This is a genomic window from Streptomyces sp. CB02366 (assembly GCF_001905905.1).
Classification (GTDB): domain Bacteria; phylum Actinomycetota; class Actinomycetes; order Streptomycetales; family Streptomycetaceae; genus Streptomyces.
This window is the reverse complement of sequence record NZ_LIVT01000001.1, coordinates 1,286,595-1,302,851: the sequence shown is the minus strand read 5'-3', so window position 1 is coordinate 1,302,851 and position 16,257 is coordinate 1,286,595. Positions and strand designations below refer to the sequence as shown.

General features: G+C 71.4%; 13 protein-coding genes. 6 read left to right on the top strand and 7 right to left on the bottom strand.

Annotation, left to right across the window (positions count from 1 at the left end):
• Window positions 1-130 precede the first annotated feature (130 nt).
• The 5 genes from AMK24_RS34590 to acs all read right to left on the bottom strand — a co-directional run bounded on the left by AMK24_RS34590 (window position 131) and on the right by acs (window position 5,814).
• The gene (locus AMK24_RS34590) at window positions 131-334 is read right to left on the bottom strand and encodes a hypothetical protein (protein ID WP_073765533.1); all 204 of its coding nucleotides are present in this window, start codon (window positions 332-334) and stop codon (window positions 131-133) included.
• 115 nt (window positions 335-449) lie between these two features.
• On the bottom strand, window positions 450-1,532 hold the full coding sequence (locus AMK24_RS05730) for an alpha/beta fold hydrolase (protein ID WP_073765531.1): 1,083 nt from the start codon (window positions 1,530-1,532) through the stop codon (window positions 450-452).
• Window positions 1,529-2,059, bottom strand: a complete 531-nt coding sequence (locus AMK24_RS05725; RefSeq protein ID WP_073765530.1) for a phage holin family protein — start codon at window positions 2,057-2,059, stop codon at window positions 1,529-1,531. Before AMK24_RS05725 ends, AMK24_RS05730 begins: the two co-directional genes overlap by 4 nt.
• A 40-nt stretch (window positions 2,060-2,099) precedes the next feature.
• The gene (gene nhaA, locus AMK24_RS05720) at window positions 2,100-3,545 is read right to left on the bottom strand and encodes a Na+/H+ antiporter NhaA (protein WP_073765528.1); all 1,446 of its coding nucleotides are present in this window, start codon (window positions 3,543-3,545) and stop codon (window positions 2,100-2,102) included.
• 271 nt (window positions 3,546-3,816) lie between these two features.
• Window positions 3,817-5,814 carry an acetate--CoA ligase gene (gene acs, locus AMK24_RS05715; RefSeq protein WP_073765526.1) on the bottom strand — a complete coding sequence of 666 codons (1,998 nt, stop codon included), beginning with the start codon at window positions 5,812-5,814 and terminating at the stop codon, window positions 3,817-3,819.
• Between the two features lie 707 nt (window positions 5,815-6,521).
• Between acs and AMK24_RS05710 the strand changes: the two genes are divergently transcribed.
• Window positions 6,522-7,829: a hypothetical protein gene (locus AMK24_RS05710; protein ID WP_073765524.1), complete on the top strand. Its 1,308-nt coding sequence runs from the start codon at window positions 6,522-6,524 to the stop codon at window positions 7,827-7,829.
• 177 nt (window positions 7,830-8,006) lie between these two features.
• Here the strand turns inward: AMK24_RS05710 and AMK24_RS05705 are convergent, their stop codons facing one another.
• Window positions 8,007-9,002, bottom strand: a complete 996-nt coding sequence (locus tag AMK24_RS05705) for an ATP-binding protein (protein ID WP_073765724.1) — start codon at window positions 9,000-9,002, stop codon at window positions 8,007-8,009.
• A 102-nt stretch (window positions 9,003-9,104) separates the two neighbouring features.
• Between AMK24_RS05705 and AMK24_RS05700 the strand changes: the two genes are divergently transcribed.
• Window positions 9,105-9,929, top strand: coding sequence for an oxidoreductase (locus AMK24_RS05700; RefSeq protein ID WP_073765522.1), 825 nt, complete (start codon window positions 9,105-9,107; stop codon window positions 9,927-9,929).
• Between the two features lie 872 nt (window positions 9,930-10,801).
• Here AMK24_RS05700 and AMK24_RS05695 read toward each other — a convergent pair.
• Window positions 10,802-11,647: an HAD family hydrolase gene (locus tag AMK24_RS05695; RefSeq protein WP_073765520.1), complete on the bottom strand. Its 846-nt coding sequence runs from the start codon at window positions 11,645-11,647 to the stop codon at window positions 10,802-10,804.
• 500 nt (window positions 11,648-12,147) lie between these two features.
• Here AMK24_RS05695 and ssd point away from each other — a divergent pair, with 500 nt between their 5' ends.
• The 4 genes from ssd to AMK24_RS05675 are packed head-to-tail and all read left to right on the top strand — an operon-like array spanning window position 12,148 to window position 16,188.
• Window positions 12,148-13,284, top strand: coding sequence for a septum site-determining protein Ssd (gene ssd, locus AMK24_RS05690; RefSeq protein WP_107427351.1), 1,137 nt, complete (start codon window positions 12,148-12,150; stop codon window positions 13,282-13,284).
• On the top strand, window positions 13,281-14,429 hold the full coding sequence (locus tag AMK24_RS05685; RefSeq protein WP_073765516.1) for a TadA family conjugal transfer-associated ATPase: 1,149 nt from the start codon (window positions 13,281-13,283) through the stop codon (window positions 14,427-14,429). Before ssd ends, AMK24_RS05685 begins: the two co-directional genes overlap by 4 nt.
• The gene (locus AMK24_RS05680; RefSeq protein WP_073765514.1) at window positions 14,426-15,343 is read left to right on the top strand and encodes a type II secretion system F family protein; all 918 of its coding nucleotides are present in this window, start codon (window positions 14,426-14,428) and stop codon (window positions 15,341-15,343) included. Before AMK24_RS05685 ends, AMK24_RS05680 begins: the two co-directional genes overlap by 4 nt.
• Window positions 15,340-16,188 carry a type II secretion system F family protein gene (locus AMK24_RS05675; RefSeq protein WP_073765512.1) on the top strand — a complete coding sequence of 283 codons (849 nt, stop codon included), beginning with the start codon at window positions 15,340-15,342 and terminating at the stop codon, window positions 16,186-16,188. The genes AMK24_RS05680 and AMK24_RS05675 overlap by 4 nt, the downstream gene beginning before the upstream one ends.
• Window positions 16,189-16,257: the final 69 nt, after the last annotated feature.

Here is a 16,257-nt window from a genome sequence, read left to right as displayed (position 1 = left end):
GTCAATACATCTAGGGCGTGTTGCGAAAGTAGCGTCGTCCGCCCGGAGCAGGCGGGACTTTCGCAACACGCCCTAGGTCCCGACGTCGAAGCGCCGCCCTCCGATGTGTCGAGGAGGGCGGCGGTGCGGGTCAGTTGCGGGGGTGGCGGAGTCGTGCCGAGACCCAGCGGGCCCGGCGGCGGAGAATGCGCGAGATCCCGAGACGGGAACGGTGAACGTCATGCACGTGGTGCACCCGGCCGCGAGGGCCGCCCCCCTCATGCGTGCTCACACCGGCTGACGCGGTGGAGCGGCGGTTGCGTGCTTCGTCGGTGAAGTCGTGCGTCCAGCCCATACCCCGACGTCTGCCCGTGACCCAAGGTCGGTAATCGCGTGCGAGTCAGCCGATTGGCCTATGCGGCAGGCACGTGGCGATCCGTCGGACAGCCGTGCCCACGCCGTGCCCACGGCTACCGGTCGGGCTCGGGGTCCTTGAGCCAGTTGATGAGTTCGGTGGAGAAGCCGATCGGGTCCTCCTCGTGCGGGAAGTGTCCGACACCGTCGAAAAGTCGCCAACGGTAGGGAGCCTCGACGAACTGTCCGGACCCCGCCGAGCTGCGGGTGCGGACGGCCGGATCGAGCGAACCGTGCAGGTGCAGCGTGGGCACCCGGATCGGGCGCTTCATTCGCCGGTTGAACTGGATCCCGTCGGGACGCGCCATCGACCGCACCATCCAGCGGTACGGCTCGATCGAGCAGTGGGCGGTGGAGGGGATGCTCATGGCCCGCCGGTAGACGGCCAGCGTCTCCTCGTCGGGGAAGTCCGGGGTGCGGGGGCCCGCCCAGTCCTGGATGAGGTCGCCGACCAGGGCGGCCTCGTCCGCCTGGAGCTGACGCTCCGGCAGCCACGGACGCTGGAAGCCCCAGACGTACGATCCGGCCCGGGACTGGGCGAAGTCGGACAGCATCGAGGAGCGCCAGCGGCGCGGGTGCGGCATGGAGGAGACGGCGAGCCGGCGGACCAGTTTGGGCCGCATCACGGCGGCCGTCCAGGCGAGGTAGCCGCCGAGGTCGTGGCCGACCAGGGCCGCGTCGGGCTCGCCGAGGGAACGGATCACGCCGGTGACGTCGAGGGCCAGGTTGGCGGGGTCGTAACCGCGCGGCGTGCGGTCGCTGCCGCCCACGCCGCGCAGGTCCATCGCGACCGCCCGGAAGCCCGCGTCGGCGAGCGCGGTCAACTGGTGGCGCCAGGTCCACCAGAACTGCGGGAAGCCGTGCAGCAGGAGCACCAGCGGGCCCTCGCCCGCCTCCGCGATGTGGAAGCGCGCGCCGTTGGCGGCCACGTCGCGGTGGGTCCAGGGGCCTTCCAGCCGCACGGGGCCCCCGGCGGCGGTCCGGCCCGCGGGGGGCGCGACCGGGTCGTCCCGGGTCGCCGTGCCGTTCGGATCCGCCTGGCCGACGGGGGCCGCCGGGTCGGCGGCGGGCCGGGCGGCCGGGCCTTCCGGGTCCACGGGACCAGTCGGGCGGAAAGCGCTGGAATCGGGAGCCGTCATGTGGACGAGCGTGCCACAGCGGAGGCACTGTCCTGACCGCCGCCGCTCTCGATGCCCTTCTTCGCCAACGAACTGCCGGAGCGCTCGACGATCGCGGCGGCCTCGACGGACGGACGCGGGTGCGGCTTGGCCTTCTGGAGGACGGCGGCGGTCTGCTTGGCGGAGGCGATGGACTTCTCCGGCGGCTTGATCTTCTTGAACTTCCGCAGGCCGATGAAGGCGATCAGAGCGGCCAGGAGGATGAAGGCGCCGGCCACGATCAGGAAGGACCAGGCCAGCCCCAGCCCCAGGTTGTGGATTCCGTACGCGGCCGCGAAGCTCAGCATCGGCATCGTGAAGAGCAGCAGCACGCCCGCGGCGATGAACGCCGCACTGCCGATCGCGCCGCGCTTGACGTCCTGGCGGACCTCCGCCTTGGCCAGGGCGATCTCGTCGTGCACCAGCGCGGACATCTCGGCCGTCGCCTCGGCGACCAGCTGCCCGATACTGCGGTCGGTGTTGCCCGCGTAGTTGCCGGGGTCGCTCATCCCTGACTCCCTCTCCGTCTTCGACACATCCGATGTCAGATCATGCCGGACTGTTCGGCTCGGTGCGCGCTGCCCCCGCCCGCTCTTCGGCGATACGGCGGTGTTCGGCCGCCTTGCGCTCGTGGATGACGGCCATCCGCAGGTGGTACTCCGGGTCGCCCTGCTCGTAGACGTCCGGTACTCCGGACGCGTCCTCGTCCAGCTCCTCGGCCTCGTACAGCGCACGGTACTTGCGTACCCGGATCCTCAGCAGCACACCGGCGAACGTGGCCGCGACGAGGGAGCCGAGCAGGACGGCGGCCTTGATCTCGTTGACCATCTCGGGATCGCCCTCGAAGGCGAGCTCGCCGATGAGCAGCGAGACGGTGAACCCGATGCCGGCGAGCGAGGCCACAGCGAAGACGTCGGCCCAGGCCAGGTCCTTGTTCAGCTCCGCCTTGGTGAAGCGGGCGGCCAGGTAGGTACCGCCGAAGATGCCGACGGTCTTGCCGACGACGAGGCCGAGGACGACGCCGAGCGTCTCGGGCCGGGTGAAGACGCCCGCCAGTGCCTCGCCGTTCAGCGCGACCCCGGCCGAGAACAGGGCGAACAACGGGACGGCGATCCCGGCGGACAGGGGGCGGACCAAGTGCTCGATGTGCTCGCCGGGGGAGTGCCGCTCGCCCTCGCGCCGGGAGCAGCGCAGCATCAGGCCCATCGCGACACCGGCGATGGTGGCGTGGATGCCGCTGTTGTACATCAGGCCCCAGACGACCAGGGCGAGCGGAACGTAGACGTACCAGCCCCGGACTCCGAAGCGGAGCAGGAGGTGGAAGACGACCAGGCCGAGGACGGCTCCGCCGAGGGCCAGGAAGTTCAGGTCCGAGGTGAAGAACACCGCGATGATCAGGATCGCGAAGAGGTCGTCCACGACGGCCAGGGTGAGCAGGAAGGCCCGCAGCGCGGACGGCAGGGAGGTGCCGATCACGGCGAGGACGGCGAGGGCGAAGGCGATGTCGGTGGCCGTGGGGACCGCCCAGCCGTCCAGCGTCCCCCCGCCGGCGGCCGCGGTGAGGGCGTAGACGAGGGCGGGCACCGCCATGCCGCACAGGGCCGCCACCACGGGGAGGGCCGCGGCCTTCGGGTCGCGGAGTTCGCCCGCGACCAGCTCGCGCTTGAGCTCGACCCCCGCGACGAAGAAGAAGACGGCGAGCAGCCCGTCCGCCGCCCAGTGCGCCACGGAGAGGTCCAGACCGAGGGCGCCGGGGCCGAAGTGGAAGTCGCTGACGGCCTCGTACGAGCCGCCGAAGGCGTTCGCCCAGACGAGGGCGGCGACCGCCGCCACCAGCAGCAGCATTCCGCCGACCGTCTCGGTGCGGAGCGCCTCCGCCACGTAGTTCCGCTCGGGGAGCGAGAGCCTGCCGAGCAGGGGCCGGCGGGGCGGTGGCGTGGGGCCGGGCGGGGTGGGGGGCGTGGGTGCGGCCGTGGGCGGGTGGGGCGGAACCACGAGAGAGACCTCCAGGTCGGGACGGCGTGGGGGTAGCGCTGATCGGCGTGCCGACCAGACTTCCCGGCGCCCCTGTGGAGATGTTCTCTGAAATTGTCGATGAAGCGCCCACTCTACCGGGGGCGTGCGGAGCGGGGCCGTATGAGGTGATCTTCGCGGTGAAGCGATCTTCAGGCTAAATGCCCGATGGGCATCCGGCGCGTCGCCGGATGCCCATCGGAGCCTTGCTCGTGCCTCCGTACGCCGGTACGGGGCCGTATCAGACCTCGGATCAGTCCTCGGACGACGAGGACGGGAGCTGAGTGGTGATGAGGTCCATCACCGAGGAGTCGGTCAGCGTCGTGACGTCGCCCAGTTCGCGGTTCTCCGCGACGTCGCGGAGGAGGCGGCGCATGATCTTGCCGGACCGGGTCTTCGGAAGCTCGGCGACCGGCAGCACCCGCTTGGGCTTGGCGATCGGACCGAGCGTCGCGCCGACGTGGTTGCGCAGGTCCGCGACCAGGTCGTCCGAGGCGGTCGCCGTGCCGCGCAGGATGACGAACGCCACGATGGCCTGGCCGGTCGTCTCGTCGGCCGCGCCGACCACGGCGGCCTCGGCGACCGACGGGTGGGAGACGAGCGCCGACTCGACCTCGGTGGTCGAGATGTTGTGGCCGGAGACGAGCATGACGTCGTCGACCCGGCCCAGCAGCCAGACGTCGCCGTCCTCGTCCTTCTTGGCGCCGTCGCCCGCGAAGTACGTGCCCGCGAAGCGCGACCAGTAGGTGTCGATGAAGCGCTGGTCGTCGCCCCAGATGGTGCGGAGCATGGACGGCCACGGCTCGGTGAGGACGAGGTAGCCGCCTCCGCCGTTCGGCACCTCGTTGGCCTCGTCGTCCACGACGGTGGCGGCGATGCCCGGCAGCGCGCGCTGGGCGCTTCCCGGCTTCGTCTCGGTCACACCGGGCAGCGGCGAGATCATCATGGCGCCGGTCTCGGTCTGCCACCAGGTGTCCACGATGGGGCACTTGTCGGCGCCGATGTTCTTCCGGTACCACATCCACGCCTCGGGGTTGATCGGCTCGCCGACCGAACCGAGGACGCGGAGGCTGCTCAGGTCGAACTTCGCGGGGATGTCGTCGCCCCACTTCATGAACGTACGGATCGCGGTGGGCGCGGTGTAGAGGATCGTGACGCCGTACTTCTGCACGATCTCCCAGAACCGGCCCTGGTGCGGCGTGTCCGGGGTGCCCTCGTACATGACCTGCGTCGCGCCGTTGGCCAGCGGCCCGTAGACGATGTACGAGTGCCCGGTCACCCAGCCGATGTCGGCGGTGCACCAGTAGACGTCGGTCTCGGGCTTCAGGTCGAAGACCGCGTGGTGGGTGTACGCGGCCTGGGTGAGGTAGCCGCCGGAGGTGTGCAGGATGCCCTTCGGCTTACCCGTGGTGCCCGAGGTGTAGAGGATGAAGAGCGGCTGCTCGGCCTCGAACGCCTGGGGGGTGTGCTCGGCGGACTGGCGGCCGGTGATCTCGTGCCACCAGACGTCGCGGCCCTCGGTCCACGCGGTGTCCTGGCCGGTACGGCGGACGACGAGGACGTGCTCGACGGTGTCGAACCGGGAGACGGCGTCGTCCACGGCGGGCTTGAGCGCGGACGGCTTGCCGCGACGGTAGCCGCCGTCGGCCGTGATGACGACCTTGGCGTCCGCGTCCTTGATGCGGGCGGCGATGGCGTCGGCCGAGAAGCCTCCGAAGACCACGGAGTGCGCGGCGCCGATACGGGCGCAGGCCAGCATCGCGATGGCTGCCTCGGGGATCATCGGGAGGTAGACCGCGACCCGGTCGCCCTTGCCGACGCCCAGCTCGGTCAGCGCGTTGGCGGCCCGGGAGACCTCGTCCTTCAACTCCGCGTAGGTGATGGCCCGGCTGTCACCCGGCTCGCCCTCGAAGTGGATGGCGACCCGGTCGCCGTTGCCGGCCTCGACGTGGCGGTCCACGCAGTTGTACGCGACGTTCAACTCGCCGTCCGCGAACCACTTCGCGAAGGGCGGATTGCTCCAGTCGAGGGTCTCGGTCGGTTCGGTGGCCCAGGTCAGGCGGCGCGCCTGCTCGGCCCAGAAGCCCAGCCGGTCCGCCTCGGCCTGCTCGTACGCCTCTGCGGTGACGTTGGCGTTGGCGGCCAGCTCGGCAGGCGGAGCGAACTTCCGCTCTTCCCGCAGCAGGTTGGCCAGGCTTTCGTTGCTCACGACTTCTCCCAGTCCCAGGGTGTCCGTTGTGTCCCGGGGCATAGCTCATCAGGCGCGAGGCCGGGTGACAAGTGTCTGCCGGGAATTGGTTTAGACCTGTGTCTTCGTGTATGGAGCCATGATCCCGTTCCGCGTACGCGGGCGCCGGTCGACGCGTGGGGCACGGCGATTTCGCGCCTGTGGGCGTGGAGGGCGACCCCCAGGGGGCGCGGAGATCTCGGGGCGTCGGGACCCCGGGGCGTCGGGGTGGTGCGGGGCGGGGTGGTGGTCGGCGGTCCTGTTCGGCGGCGCTCCTGTCGGTCGTTCCTCTGGTTGCACGGGCCCGGAGGGGGCCGGGTTCAGACCGGACGCGTCCGGGCGGTCCGGCCGGGACGCAGGGCGGGAGGATTCGGCCCGGAGCCCGGAGCCCGGAGCCCGGAGCCCGGACGGCGCGGCGACGCCCGGACGGCGCGGCGGGGCCCGGCGTGCCGGCGGTGCGGCGGGGACCGGGCACCGGACGGTGGGGCGGGCCTGTCCGCCGAATCCGTCATGAGGACTTCCGGGCGCGGCGGTCTCCGGGCGGGTGCTCTCCGGGGGAGGGGGCGCCGGGTGAGGCGGGCTGAGGCGTTCGGGCCAGTCGATAACTCTTATTGGTGAATAGTCAGTTTTTCATTCGGTATGTCGCCCTTGCTGTGCGGGACCGCGTGCGAATTTGGCCGCGCCGTGTCGGCACTCCAACGCAAATAACCTGCAAGGAAGAGGGTGGGCGGATGATGGCCGCCACGAAGAGGATCGCCTTGGGCGTCATGTCCACTGCCTTGGTCGCCGTTCTCGCGGGCTGTTCCGGAGGTTCCGGTTCCGGAGCGAACGACACGGAGCAGGGTGCCCACGGCGCCAAGGAGAATCCCCCGGCCGCCCCGAAGGGCGCCGTCAAACTCATCGGGGACGGGTCCACCGCCCACACGGGCGTCCAGCCGAACATGCCGGCCGTCGAGCGCCTGGCCCCCGGCGAGAAGCCCCCCCAGTTCGTGGTGTTCTCCTGGGACGGCGCCGGGGAGGACAGCCAGAAGCTCTTCTCGCACTTCCGCGGTGTGGGCAAGAAGTACAACGCCAAGATGACGTACTTCCTCAGCGGTGTGTACCTGCTGCCGGAGGAGAAGAAGGACCTCTACAACCCGCCCCAGCACGCGCCGGGCCGTTCCGACATCGGTTTCAACGACACTGAGGGCATCCGCGCCACCCTCGCCGAGGTCCGTGCCGCCTGGAAGGACGGCAACGAGATCGGTACCCACTTCAACGGGCACTTCTGCGGCAAGGACGGTGGGGTCGGGACCTGGTCCGTCGAGGAGTGGAAGAGCGAGATCAGCCAGGCGAAAGCTTTCGTCAAGAGCTGGAAGTCCAACGCTCCGGAGCTGAAGGGCGAAGACCCGCTCCCCTTCGACTACGACAAGGAACTGGTCGGCGCCCGCACCCCCTGCCTCGAAGGCCAGAAGAACATGATCGCCGCAGCCCGGACCATGGGCTTCCGCTATGACTCCAGCGGCGTCGGGGACCAGGTCTGGCCCAAGAAGAAGGGCGGCGTCTGGGACATTCCGCTCCAGCTCGTCCCCATGCCCGGGCGTGCCTTCGAGACCCTCTCGATGGACTACAACTTCATGGTCAACCAGTCCGGCACGGCCACTCAGGGAGATCCCTCCCAGCACGAGTTCTGGGGCAACCAGATGCGGGACGGCCTGCTCCAGGCCTTCGACCGCTCCTACAACGGCAACCGGGCGCCTCTGATCATCGGCAACCACTTCGAATCCTGGAACGGCGGCACCTACATGCGCGCCATCGAGGAGACCATCGCGAAGGTGTGCCCGAAGGAGGGCGTGCGGTGCGTGTCCTTCCGGCAGCTCGCCGACTGGCTGGACGCCCAGGACCCGAAGACGCTCGCCAAGCTCACCGAGCTCGGCGTGGGCGAGGCCCCCAAGACCGGCTGGCAGTCCTTCCTCGGTAACCGGCCGGCGCCCCAGAAGGCCGGGAGCAAGGGTGAAGCGGATGCCCCGGAGAAGGCGGGGAAGGGCACGGAGAAGTAGGACCCCGGGTACGCGGAGGGGCGGCGGAAGGATAGAACCCGGAGCGCGCGGCGCGGGCCACGGGAGCGGTCGGCCGAAACGACGGTGGACGCGCCGCGGTGTTCGCCGGTCACCGAAAAGAAGAGGTGGCCGGCGAACACGGGCACGTGATCGCGAACCCCGCCCGACCACGGCGCGTCAGGCGGGTGCGACCGCTCCCGCTCCGGCGCGCCGCTCGTCGAGGACGAAGGCGGGGTCTACCTGGGCGGCCAGATCGGCGCCGGTCTTCTCGTTGCCCCAGCTTTCGGCGTTCTTCAGATGGAAGTGCACCATCTGGCGGGTGTAGCGCTCCCAGTCGCGCAGTTCGTAGGAGTCCTCGGCGGTGTCCTGCAACGTCTGCAGGACCATCCGGTTGTCGGCCTCCAGCAGTTCGAACCTGGACGGCCGCCCCTTCTCCATCGCTCGGACCCAGTCGGAGTGACCGAATCCGATCAGCAGGTCGTCGCCGACCTCCGCGCGCAGGAACTCCAGGTCGTCCGGCCCCTGCACCTTGTTCCCGACGACCTTCAGGGCGACGCCGAAGTCGCGTGCGTACTCCTTGTACTGGCGGTAGACCGAGACTCCCTTGCGGGTCGGCTCCGCGACCAGGAACGTCATGTCGAAGCGCGTGAACATCCCCGAGGCGAACGAGTCCGAGCCCGCCGTCATGTCGACCACCACGTACTCCTCCGGGCCGTCGACCAGGTGGTTGAGGCAGAGCTCCACAGCCCCGACCTTGGAGTGGTAGCAGGCCACCCCGAGGTCGGACTCCGTGAAGGGGCCCGTGGCCATCAGCCGGACGTCCCCGTCGTCGAGCCGTACGGTGCGCGCGCAGGCATCGAAGATCGGGTTGTCCTCGCGGACCCGCAGCAGCCGGGAGCCCTCTCCGGGGGGCGTCGTCTTGATCATCGTCTCGGCGGAGGCGATACGGGGGTTGGAGCCCCGCAGGTAGTCCTTGATGAGGGGGAGGTGTGCGCCCAGGGCCGGAAGCGCGGCGGCCTCCACGTCGTCCAGGCCGAGCGCGGCCCCCAGGTGTTGGTTGATGTCGGCGTCCACGGCGATCACGTGGGCTTCGTTGGCGGCGAGGTGGCGGATGAAGAGCGAGGACAGCGTGGTCTTGCCGCTGCCGCCCTTCCCGACGAAAGCGATCTTCATGTTCACCTAGGGTAGTGGCTCCGTCGCGTTGTGCTGTCACCGTTCGTGAAGAAGACCACTTGGGCGTCATCCGGACGGGGCGGGCGCGTAGCCTCGCTCCTTATGAGTACGACTGCCTCAGACCCGCTTGCCGCGCTCGGTTCCCTGCCCGGCGTGCCCGACGCCGTGGACTCCGTGCGCAAGTCCGTCGACCGGGTCTACGGCCATCGCGTCATGCGCCGCCGCAGCAACGAGGTCACGGCCGAGGCCGCACTGCGGGGTTCTCGCGGTTCGGCCGCGCTGGCCGGCGCCGACTGGAACCTCGAAGAGGTCCGTCGTCGAACCGATTTCAGCGGCGAGGCCGAGGCGAGGGTGGTCGGCGCCGCCCTGCGGCTCACCGCGGAGGCGGGTCAACTCCTCTCCATCTGGCGGCAGTCCCCGCTGCGCGTGCTGGCCCGGCTGCATCTGGTGGCGGCGGGCGGGGCGACCCCCGACGAGGCGGTGGGGCGTCCTCGGCTGGCGGGCGAACCGGTCGACGAGCCGTTGATCGAGGCGCCGCTCCCGGGGGCCGAGGAGGTCGCCGGGCGACTCGAAGGGCTCTCGCGGCTGATCATCGCGGGTGGCAGTGCCCCTGCCCTGGTCACGGCCGCCGTGGTGCACGGCGAACTGCTGGCGCTGCGCCCCTTCGGCTCGCACAACGGCCTGGTGGCCCGGACGGCCGAGCGCATCGTGCTGATCGGCAGCGGTCTGGACCCCAAGTCGATCTGCCCGGCCGAGGTGGGCCACGCGGAACAGGGCCGGGCGGCCTATGTGGCGGCGTTCGAGGGTTACACGGCCGGGACGCCGGAGGGCATGGCCTCCTGGATCGCCCACTGCGGGCGTTCGGTCGAGTTGGGCGTGCGCGAGTCCACCGCGGTCTGCGAGGCGCTGCAGCGCGGCGCTGCCTGACCTGCTTGAAGGCCCCGCGTCGCCGTGAAGGTGCGGTGCCCTCGGCCGCGGCGTGCTTCTCGCGGGACGGGTGCTCCCTCCCGGGCGTGTGTCCTCCCGACAGGCCCCTTGATGGTGCGCGCCTTCCCGCGGTGCCTCCCAGGAGGTGCGCGCCTTCCCGCGGTGCCCTCCCTTGGGGGGCTTTCCCGCGGGGCCTCCCGGGGCGTGCGCCTTTTGCGGGGCCGCTGGGCGGTGGGAGTCGGTGAGGCTGTTTCCGGGGGCGGGCGCCGGGCGGGGTGCGCGAGAGGCCGATCGCTGAGATCGACTGCCGTAAAGGCCGAGTAGCCCACTGCCGTGGAGGCCGAGCAGTCGTGGAGGCCCAGTGCGAGGTCGAGCGGTGAGGCCGAATGGTGAGGTCGGTCGCGAGGCGTGATGGCCCGGGTCGCCTGGCCGGCGGGTCGGCCGAAGGAGGGCGGAGCCGGGCTGGGGCGGCGGATGGAGTTGCGGCGGTACCGGACTCCGGTACCGCCGCTGGCACGTCTGCCGAGTTACCAAGCGTCCTCGTGAGTTCGCCCATCAGGTCGGGTGCTTTGCCCGTCACCTGGTGTGGCTGGCCCGTAATCGACGGGTCGACGTCGCGTGGGTGCTCGGCTTTCGTGCGCGGTCCGGGGGGCCGTCATGCGTAGCAGGTCATCCTCACGGACGTCCTTGGTCTCGCGGGCCGTTAGCTCCTTTGTACTCCAGGACACCGGGGAGGGAAACCCCTGCCCACACTTCTTTACTTTTATGCTCAATCAAGGGCGAATCGGACTGGGGGCCGACGCGGGACGGGCTTCCTGCCGTCCCCGCCGCTCCCACCCCGCCTCGCTGTATCCGGCTCCGTCTCGTCGTGCCTATCCGGGCACTGCGGAGGTGATGGCGCGCCGACGGCTGGCATACCAGACCAGTCCGGCGGTGACCGCTGCCGCGCCCACCGCTGCCGCCGCCACGAGGGCGGGCCGGGGCGGCATGGAGAAAGCGGGCAGGCGCTGCTTGAGACGAACCGGGCGGTCGAAGACGAGAATCGGCCACTCGCGAAGGGTCGCTTCGCGGCGCAAGGCGCGGTCGGGGTTGACCGCGTGCGGGTGGCCGACCGACTCCAGCATCGGCACGTCGGTCGCCGAGTCGCTGTAGGCGTAACAGCGCGAAAGGTCGTACCCCTCCGATTCCGCGAGGGCCCTCACGGCCTCGGCCTTGGTCGGTCCGTAGGCGTAATACTCGATCTCGCCCGTGAAGCAGCCGTCGTCGCCGACGACCATGCGGGTGGCGACGACGCGGTCCGCTCCGAGCAGTTCGCCGATGGGTTCCACGACTTCGGCGCCCGAGGTCGAGACGATCACCACGTCGCGCCCCGCCGTGTGGTGTTCCTCGATGAGGGTGGCGGCCTCGTCGTAGATGATCGGGTCGATCAGGTCGTGCAGGGTCTCGGCGACGATCTCCCTGACCTGCTGGACATTCCACCCTTTGCAGAGGGCGGAGAGGTAGGCGCGCATCTTCTCCATCTGCTCGTGGTCGGCGCCCCCGGCCATGAACACGAACTGGGTGTACGCGGTACGTAGTACGGCGCGGCGGTTGATCAGGCCGCCTTGGTAGAAGGACTTGCTGAAGGTCAGCGTCGAAGACTTCGCAATGACCGTCTTGTCCAGGTCAAAGAAGGCTGCTGTGCGCGGCGAGAAGCAGTTTTCCACAACGCTGAGCATAGGGGCCCACCATTCGGCGTAAACTCCGGCGCGTGGGTTTGCCTGAGAAGGGCCTCGGGTACACCATGGAAGTCACGGATCGTTCGCGACCGTGTCTAACCCGGCCCGACTCCTCCCCCCCCGAGTCGGCCGTGGGGACGACCCCCGCTCTCCCCCCCGGCGGGGGTCGTCGCATGTCCGGACGCGTTTCAGGGGGCGGAAACCACCTCGATCTCCCTTCCGGCCGTCATAGGCCTGTTCGTGCGAGTCGGGTGCCGTGCGACTCGTCTCGTCACAGTGTGTAGCTGAACTGATGCGCTGCGGAAGTCGCTGGTTCGGGTTACGGAGTTATTCACAAGCCCGGGGTTGTCCACAGTTTTCCATCAAGATCCACATCTTTTTCCGTCGTGCCCCACGTTGATTCCACCCGCGAAGTCCGCGGGTGCCGGAACGCGCACCTCGGAAACGCTCCGAGAACACCGCGAACCGCACTGATGGGGCAGTGGGAAGGGGCGGAGATCGTGGCTGGATCCCTCGTAGGAGACGGAGCGGCGGTCGCCGAGCGGCGGCGCGGAGGCCCGCTGATCGTGACGGAGGACGTGGAACTGCTCGACGACCTGCTGCGGCTGTGCGCGGCGGCCGGAGCCGAGCCGGAGGTCCATCACGGGCCGCCGGGGCGCCGGGGCGGCTGGGAGCGGGCTCCGATGGTGCTGGTCGGGGACGATGCCGCCGCGCGGTGCCGCAGTGCCGGCCGCAGGAAGGGGGTGATGCTGGTCGGGCGGGACCAGGACGACCCGGAGGTATGGCGGCGGGCGGTGGAGATCGGGGCCGAATATGTGCTGCGGCTGCCTGATTCCGAAGGCTGGCTCGTCGACCAGATCGCCAACGCCGCCGAAGGCGTGGAGAAGCCCGCGCTCACCGTGGGAGTGATGGGCGGACGGGGCGGAGCCGGCGCGTCCACGCTGGCCTGCGCCCTTGCCGTGAGCGCCGCGAGGTCCGGCCGGAGGACGATGCTGATCGACGCCGACCCGTTGGGCGGCGGCATCGACGTCCTGCTCGGCGGTGAGCGCGTCGAGGGTATGCGGTGGCCGGATTTCGCCCAATCGAAGGGACGGCTCGGCGGGGGTGCGCTGGAGGACTCGCTGCCCGCGCTCCACGGGCTGCGGGTGCTGAGCTGGGGCCGTGACGACGAGGTGGTGATCCCGCCGCAGGCGATGCGGGCGGTGCTCGCCGCCGCGCGCCGACTCGGCGGAGCCGTGGTGGTGGACCTCCCGCGCCGGGTGGACGGGGGAGTCGCGGAAGCCTTGGCCCAGATCGACCTCGGTCTGCTCGTGGTACCGGGTGAACTGCGCGCGGTCGCCGCCGCCCAACGCGTCGCGGCCACGACCCGCATGGTGCTGGACGACCTGCGAGTGGTTGCCCGGGGACCGTACGCGGCGGGGTTGGACGGGCAGTGGGTCGCCCAGGCCATCGGCCTCCCGCTCGTCGGCGAGCTTCCTCGGGAGCCGTGCCTTCTGGTCTCCCAGGACGACGGCACCCCACCTGGTGGCAGCGGGCGGGGACCTCTGGCCCGGTTCTGCTCGGCCTTCTGGACGCAGGCGGAGGCAACCGCCGGTACCAGTTCCCTTGTCGGCTCGCCCGGGGGAGCGACGTCATGACGGACGAACTGCTCGACGCCGTGCGCCAGCGGCTGGCTCGCAGCGGCACCGCCCCGACCCCGGCCGGGGTGGCCGCCGCCCTACGGGCCCAGGGGCGGCTGCTGGGAGATGCCGAGGTGCTCGGAGCCGCGGCGGAGTTGCGCGGCGAGCTCGTGGGAACGGGAGTGCTGGAGCCGTTGCTCGCGGACCCCGAAGTGACGGACGTGCTGGTGTCGGCACCGGACCGGGTGTGGGTGGACCGGGGCAGAGGCCTTCAGCTGACGAGCGTCGCCTTTTCGGACGCGGCGGCGGTCCGGAGACTGGCCCAACGTCTTGCCGCGGTGGCGGGCAGGCGATTGGACGACGCGCGGCCCTGGGTGGACGCACGGCTGCCCGACGGCACCCGGATGCACGCCGTGCTGCCCCCGGTCTCCGTCGGCTCGGCCTGCCTCTCCCTGCGTGTGGTGCGGCCGAGGGCCTTCTCGCTCACGGAACTGGTGGAGGCGGGCACGGTACCGCCGGGTGGCGACCGGATTCTGCGAGCACTCGTGGAAGCGCGAATCTCCTATGTGATCAGCGGCGGCACGGGGGCGGGCAAGACGACGCTTCTCGCCAGTCTGCTCGGCGCGGTCGGTGGGAACGAAAGGATCGTGCTCGCCGAGGACTCCGCCGAACTCCGGCCCGACCACCCGCACGTGGTCCGTCTGGAATCCCGCCCGGCCAACCAGGAGGGCGCGGGCCGGGTGACGCTGCGGGACCTGGTGCGGCAGGCGCTGCGCATGCGGCCCGACCGCCTGGTGGTCGGAGAGGTGCGCGGCGCCGAAGTCACGGAATTGCTGGCCGCGTTGAACACGGGGCACGAAGGAGGGTGTGGCACCGTCCACGCGAACGCGGCGGAGCATGTCCCGGCCCGGCTGGAGGCGCTGGGCACTGCGGCCGGTCTCGACCGGGCCGCGCTGCACAGCCAGTTGGCGGCGGCTCTCTCGGTGGTCGTGCATCTCGTGCGGGACCGGGCGGGGCAGCGGCGGGTCGCCGAGGTGCACGTGGTGGAGCGGGACGCGGCGGGGCTGGCCTTCACCGTTCCGGCCCTGACCTGGGGAGCCGGCGGCTTCGTGCCGGAGCGGGGCTGGGAACGGCTGCGGACGCTGATCGGGGGTGCGCTGTGACGGCGGCGACGTCCGTGTACGCGGCCCACGCGGTGGCGCTCTGCGCCGGTTCGGCGACCTGGCTCGCGATGATGCGGGATCCCGGGGCGAGGCGAGCGCGGGTGCTGTTCGTGGATGCCCGCCCGCAGCGGTCGGCGGGGCGGTGGCCCCGGCTGCTCAGGGCCTGGGAGCAGACGGCGGAGACGGCCCGGGGGCGCCGGGAGTGGTGGTGCGTTCCGGCCGCCGTGCTGCTCGCTGTGCTGGGGAGTTCGGTGCTCCCGTTGGTCGCGGGAGGCTTGGCGGTCCCGCTGGTGCGCCGGTGGTTGCGGAGACGGGCCGGAGCCCGGGAGGCGGAGCGGGGCGAGGCCGCGGTGGCGGCGTTGTGCGGGGCCGTGGTCGGAGAGTTGCGCGCCGGCCGCGAGCCGGGGCAGGCGTTGCTGATCGCGCTGTGCGAGGGCTTGGCGGAGGACGGCACGCCCGCGGGGGCCGCCGGCTCCGGTGGCCGACTGGGGAAGGCGGAGGGCGAGGTGCTGGCGGCGGCGCGGTTCGGCGGCGACGTGTCGGCCGCGTTGCGGAAGGCGGCGGAGGGGCCGGGGCTGGGAGGGCTTTCCGGCATGGCCGCGTGCTGGCGGGTGGCCGTCGACGGCGGAGCCGGGTTGGCGGCGGGGTTGGAGCGGCTGGAGGCGGCGCTGCGGGGCGAGCGGCGCAGACGTGAGGAGTTGCACGCCCAGTTGGCGGGCGCGTGGTCGACCGTCGTGGTCCTGGCGCTGCTCCCGGTGGCGGGGCTGGGGCTCGGGGCGGCGCTCGGAGCCGAACCCGTGCGCGTCCTGCTCCATACCCCGGCGGGCCTGGCGTGCCTGGCGGTGGGCGCCTTGCTGGAGGCGGCCGGCCTGTACTGGGCCTGCCGCATCGTGCGCGGAGGGGAGGCGACGTGAGCGCGTCGGGCGGAGGAGTTCTCCACAGCCTGGGGACGGCGGCGGCGTTGCTGGGCCTGGCGGGGCAGCTGGCGGCGATGACCGCTGCCCGGTACCGGAGGCGAGCGGTTCGCGGTCGGGGGGCCCTGCTGGTGGGGGCGGCCGTGGTGGCGCATCCCGGCAGGCGGGGGGCGGCCAGGATGGCCGCACGGCTCCGACCGACCGGTGGGCCGGGGGCGTCGGGCCCGGCCCGGCGGTGGGCGGTTCCGGCGGGGGCCTGGTTGACCGGATGGATTCTGGTCGGCGGTGTGCTGGGATGCGTCGCTGGTTCGGTTGCCGCGTACGGGGCGTGGCGGTGGCAGCGGACCCGGCTCGGGCGCGGTGCGGAGGGCACCGGTCCGGACCGGGCCGTGATCGCCGGGCAGCTCCCCCTGGCCGCGGATCTTCTGGCCGCCTGTATCGCGGTCGGAGCCGGTCCTGGCGAGGCGGCCGAGGAGGTGGGCGCGTCGATCGGGGGCCCGGTCGGTGACGGGCTCGCCCGCACGGCTGCCGAGATCCGTCTCGGCGGCGAACCGGCCGAGGCGTGGGGGCGGTTCGCGGAGATACCGGGTGCCGGCCCGCTGGCCCGCTGTCTGTACCGGGCGGGGTCGACGGGCGCTCCGGCCGCGGAGCCGGTCGCCAGGCTCGCCGAGTCGATGCGCGCCGAGCGATCCGCCGCGGCGGTCGCGCGGGCGCAACGAGCCGGAGTGCTGATCACCGCTCCGGTCGGTCTCTGCTTCCTCCCCGCCTTCCTGACGGTCGGGGTGGCACCGGTGATCATCGGCCTGGCCGGCGGCCTGCTCTCGGGTGATGGCCCGGGTCGGTGAGGCCGTACGCGGTCCACGGCGGGCGGAGCCCTCTCCGCTCTTCACTTCGATTGCCGAACACCGGAGTTC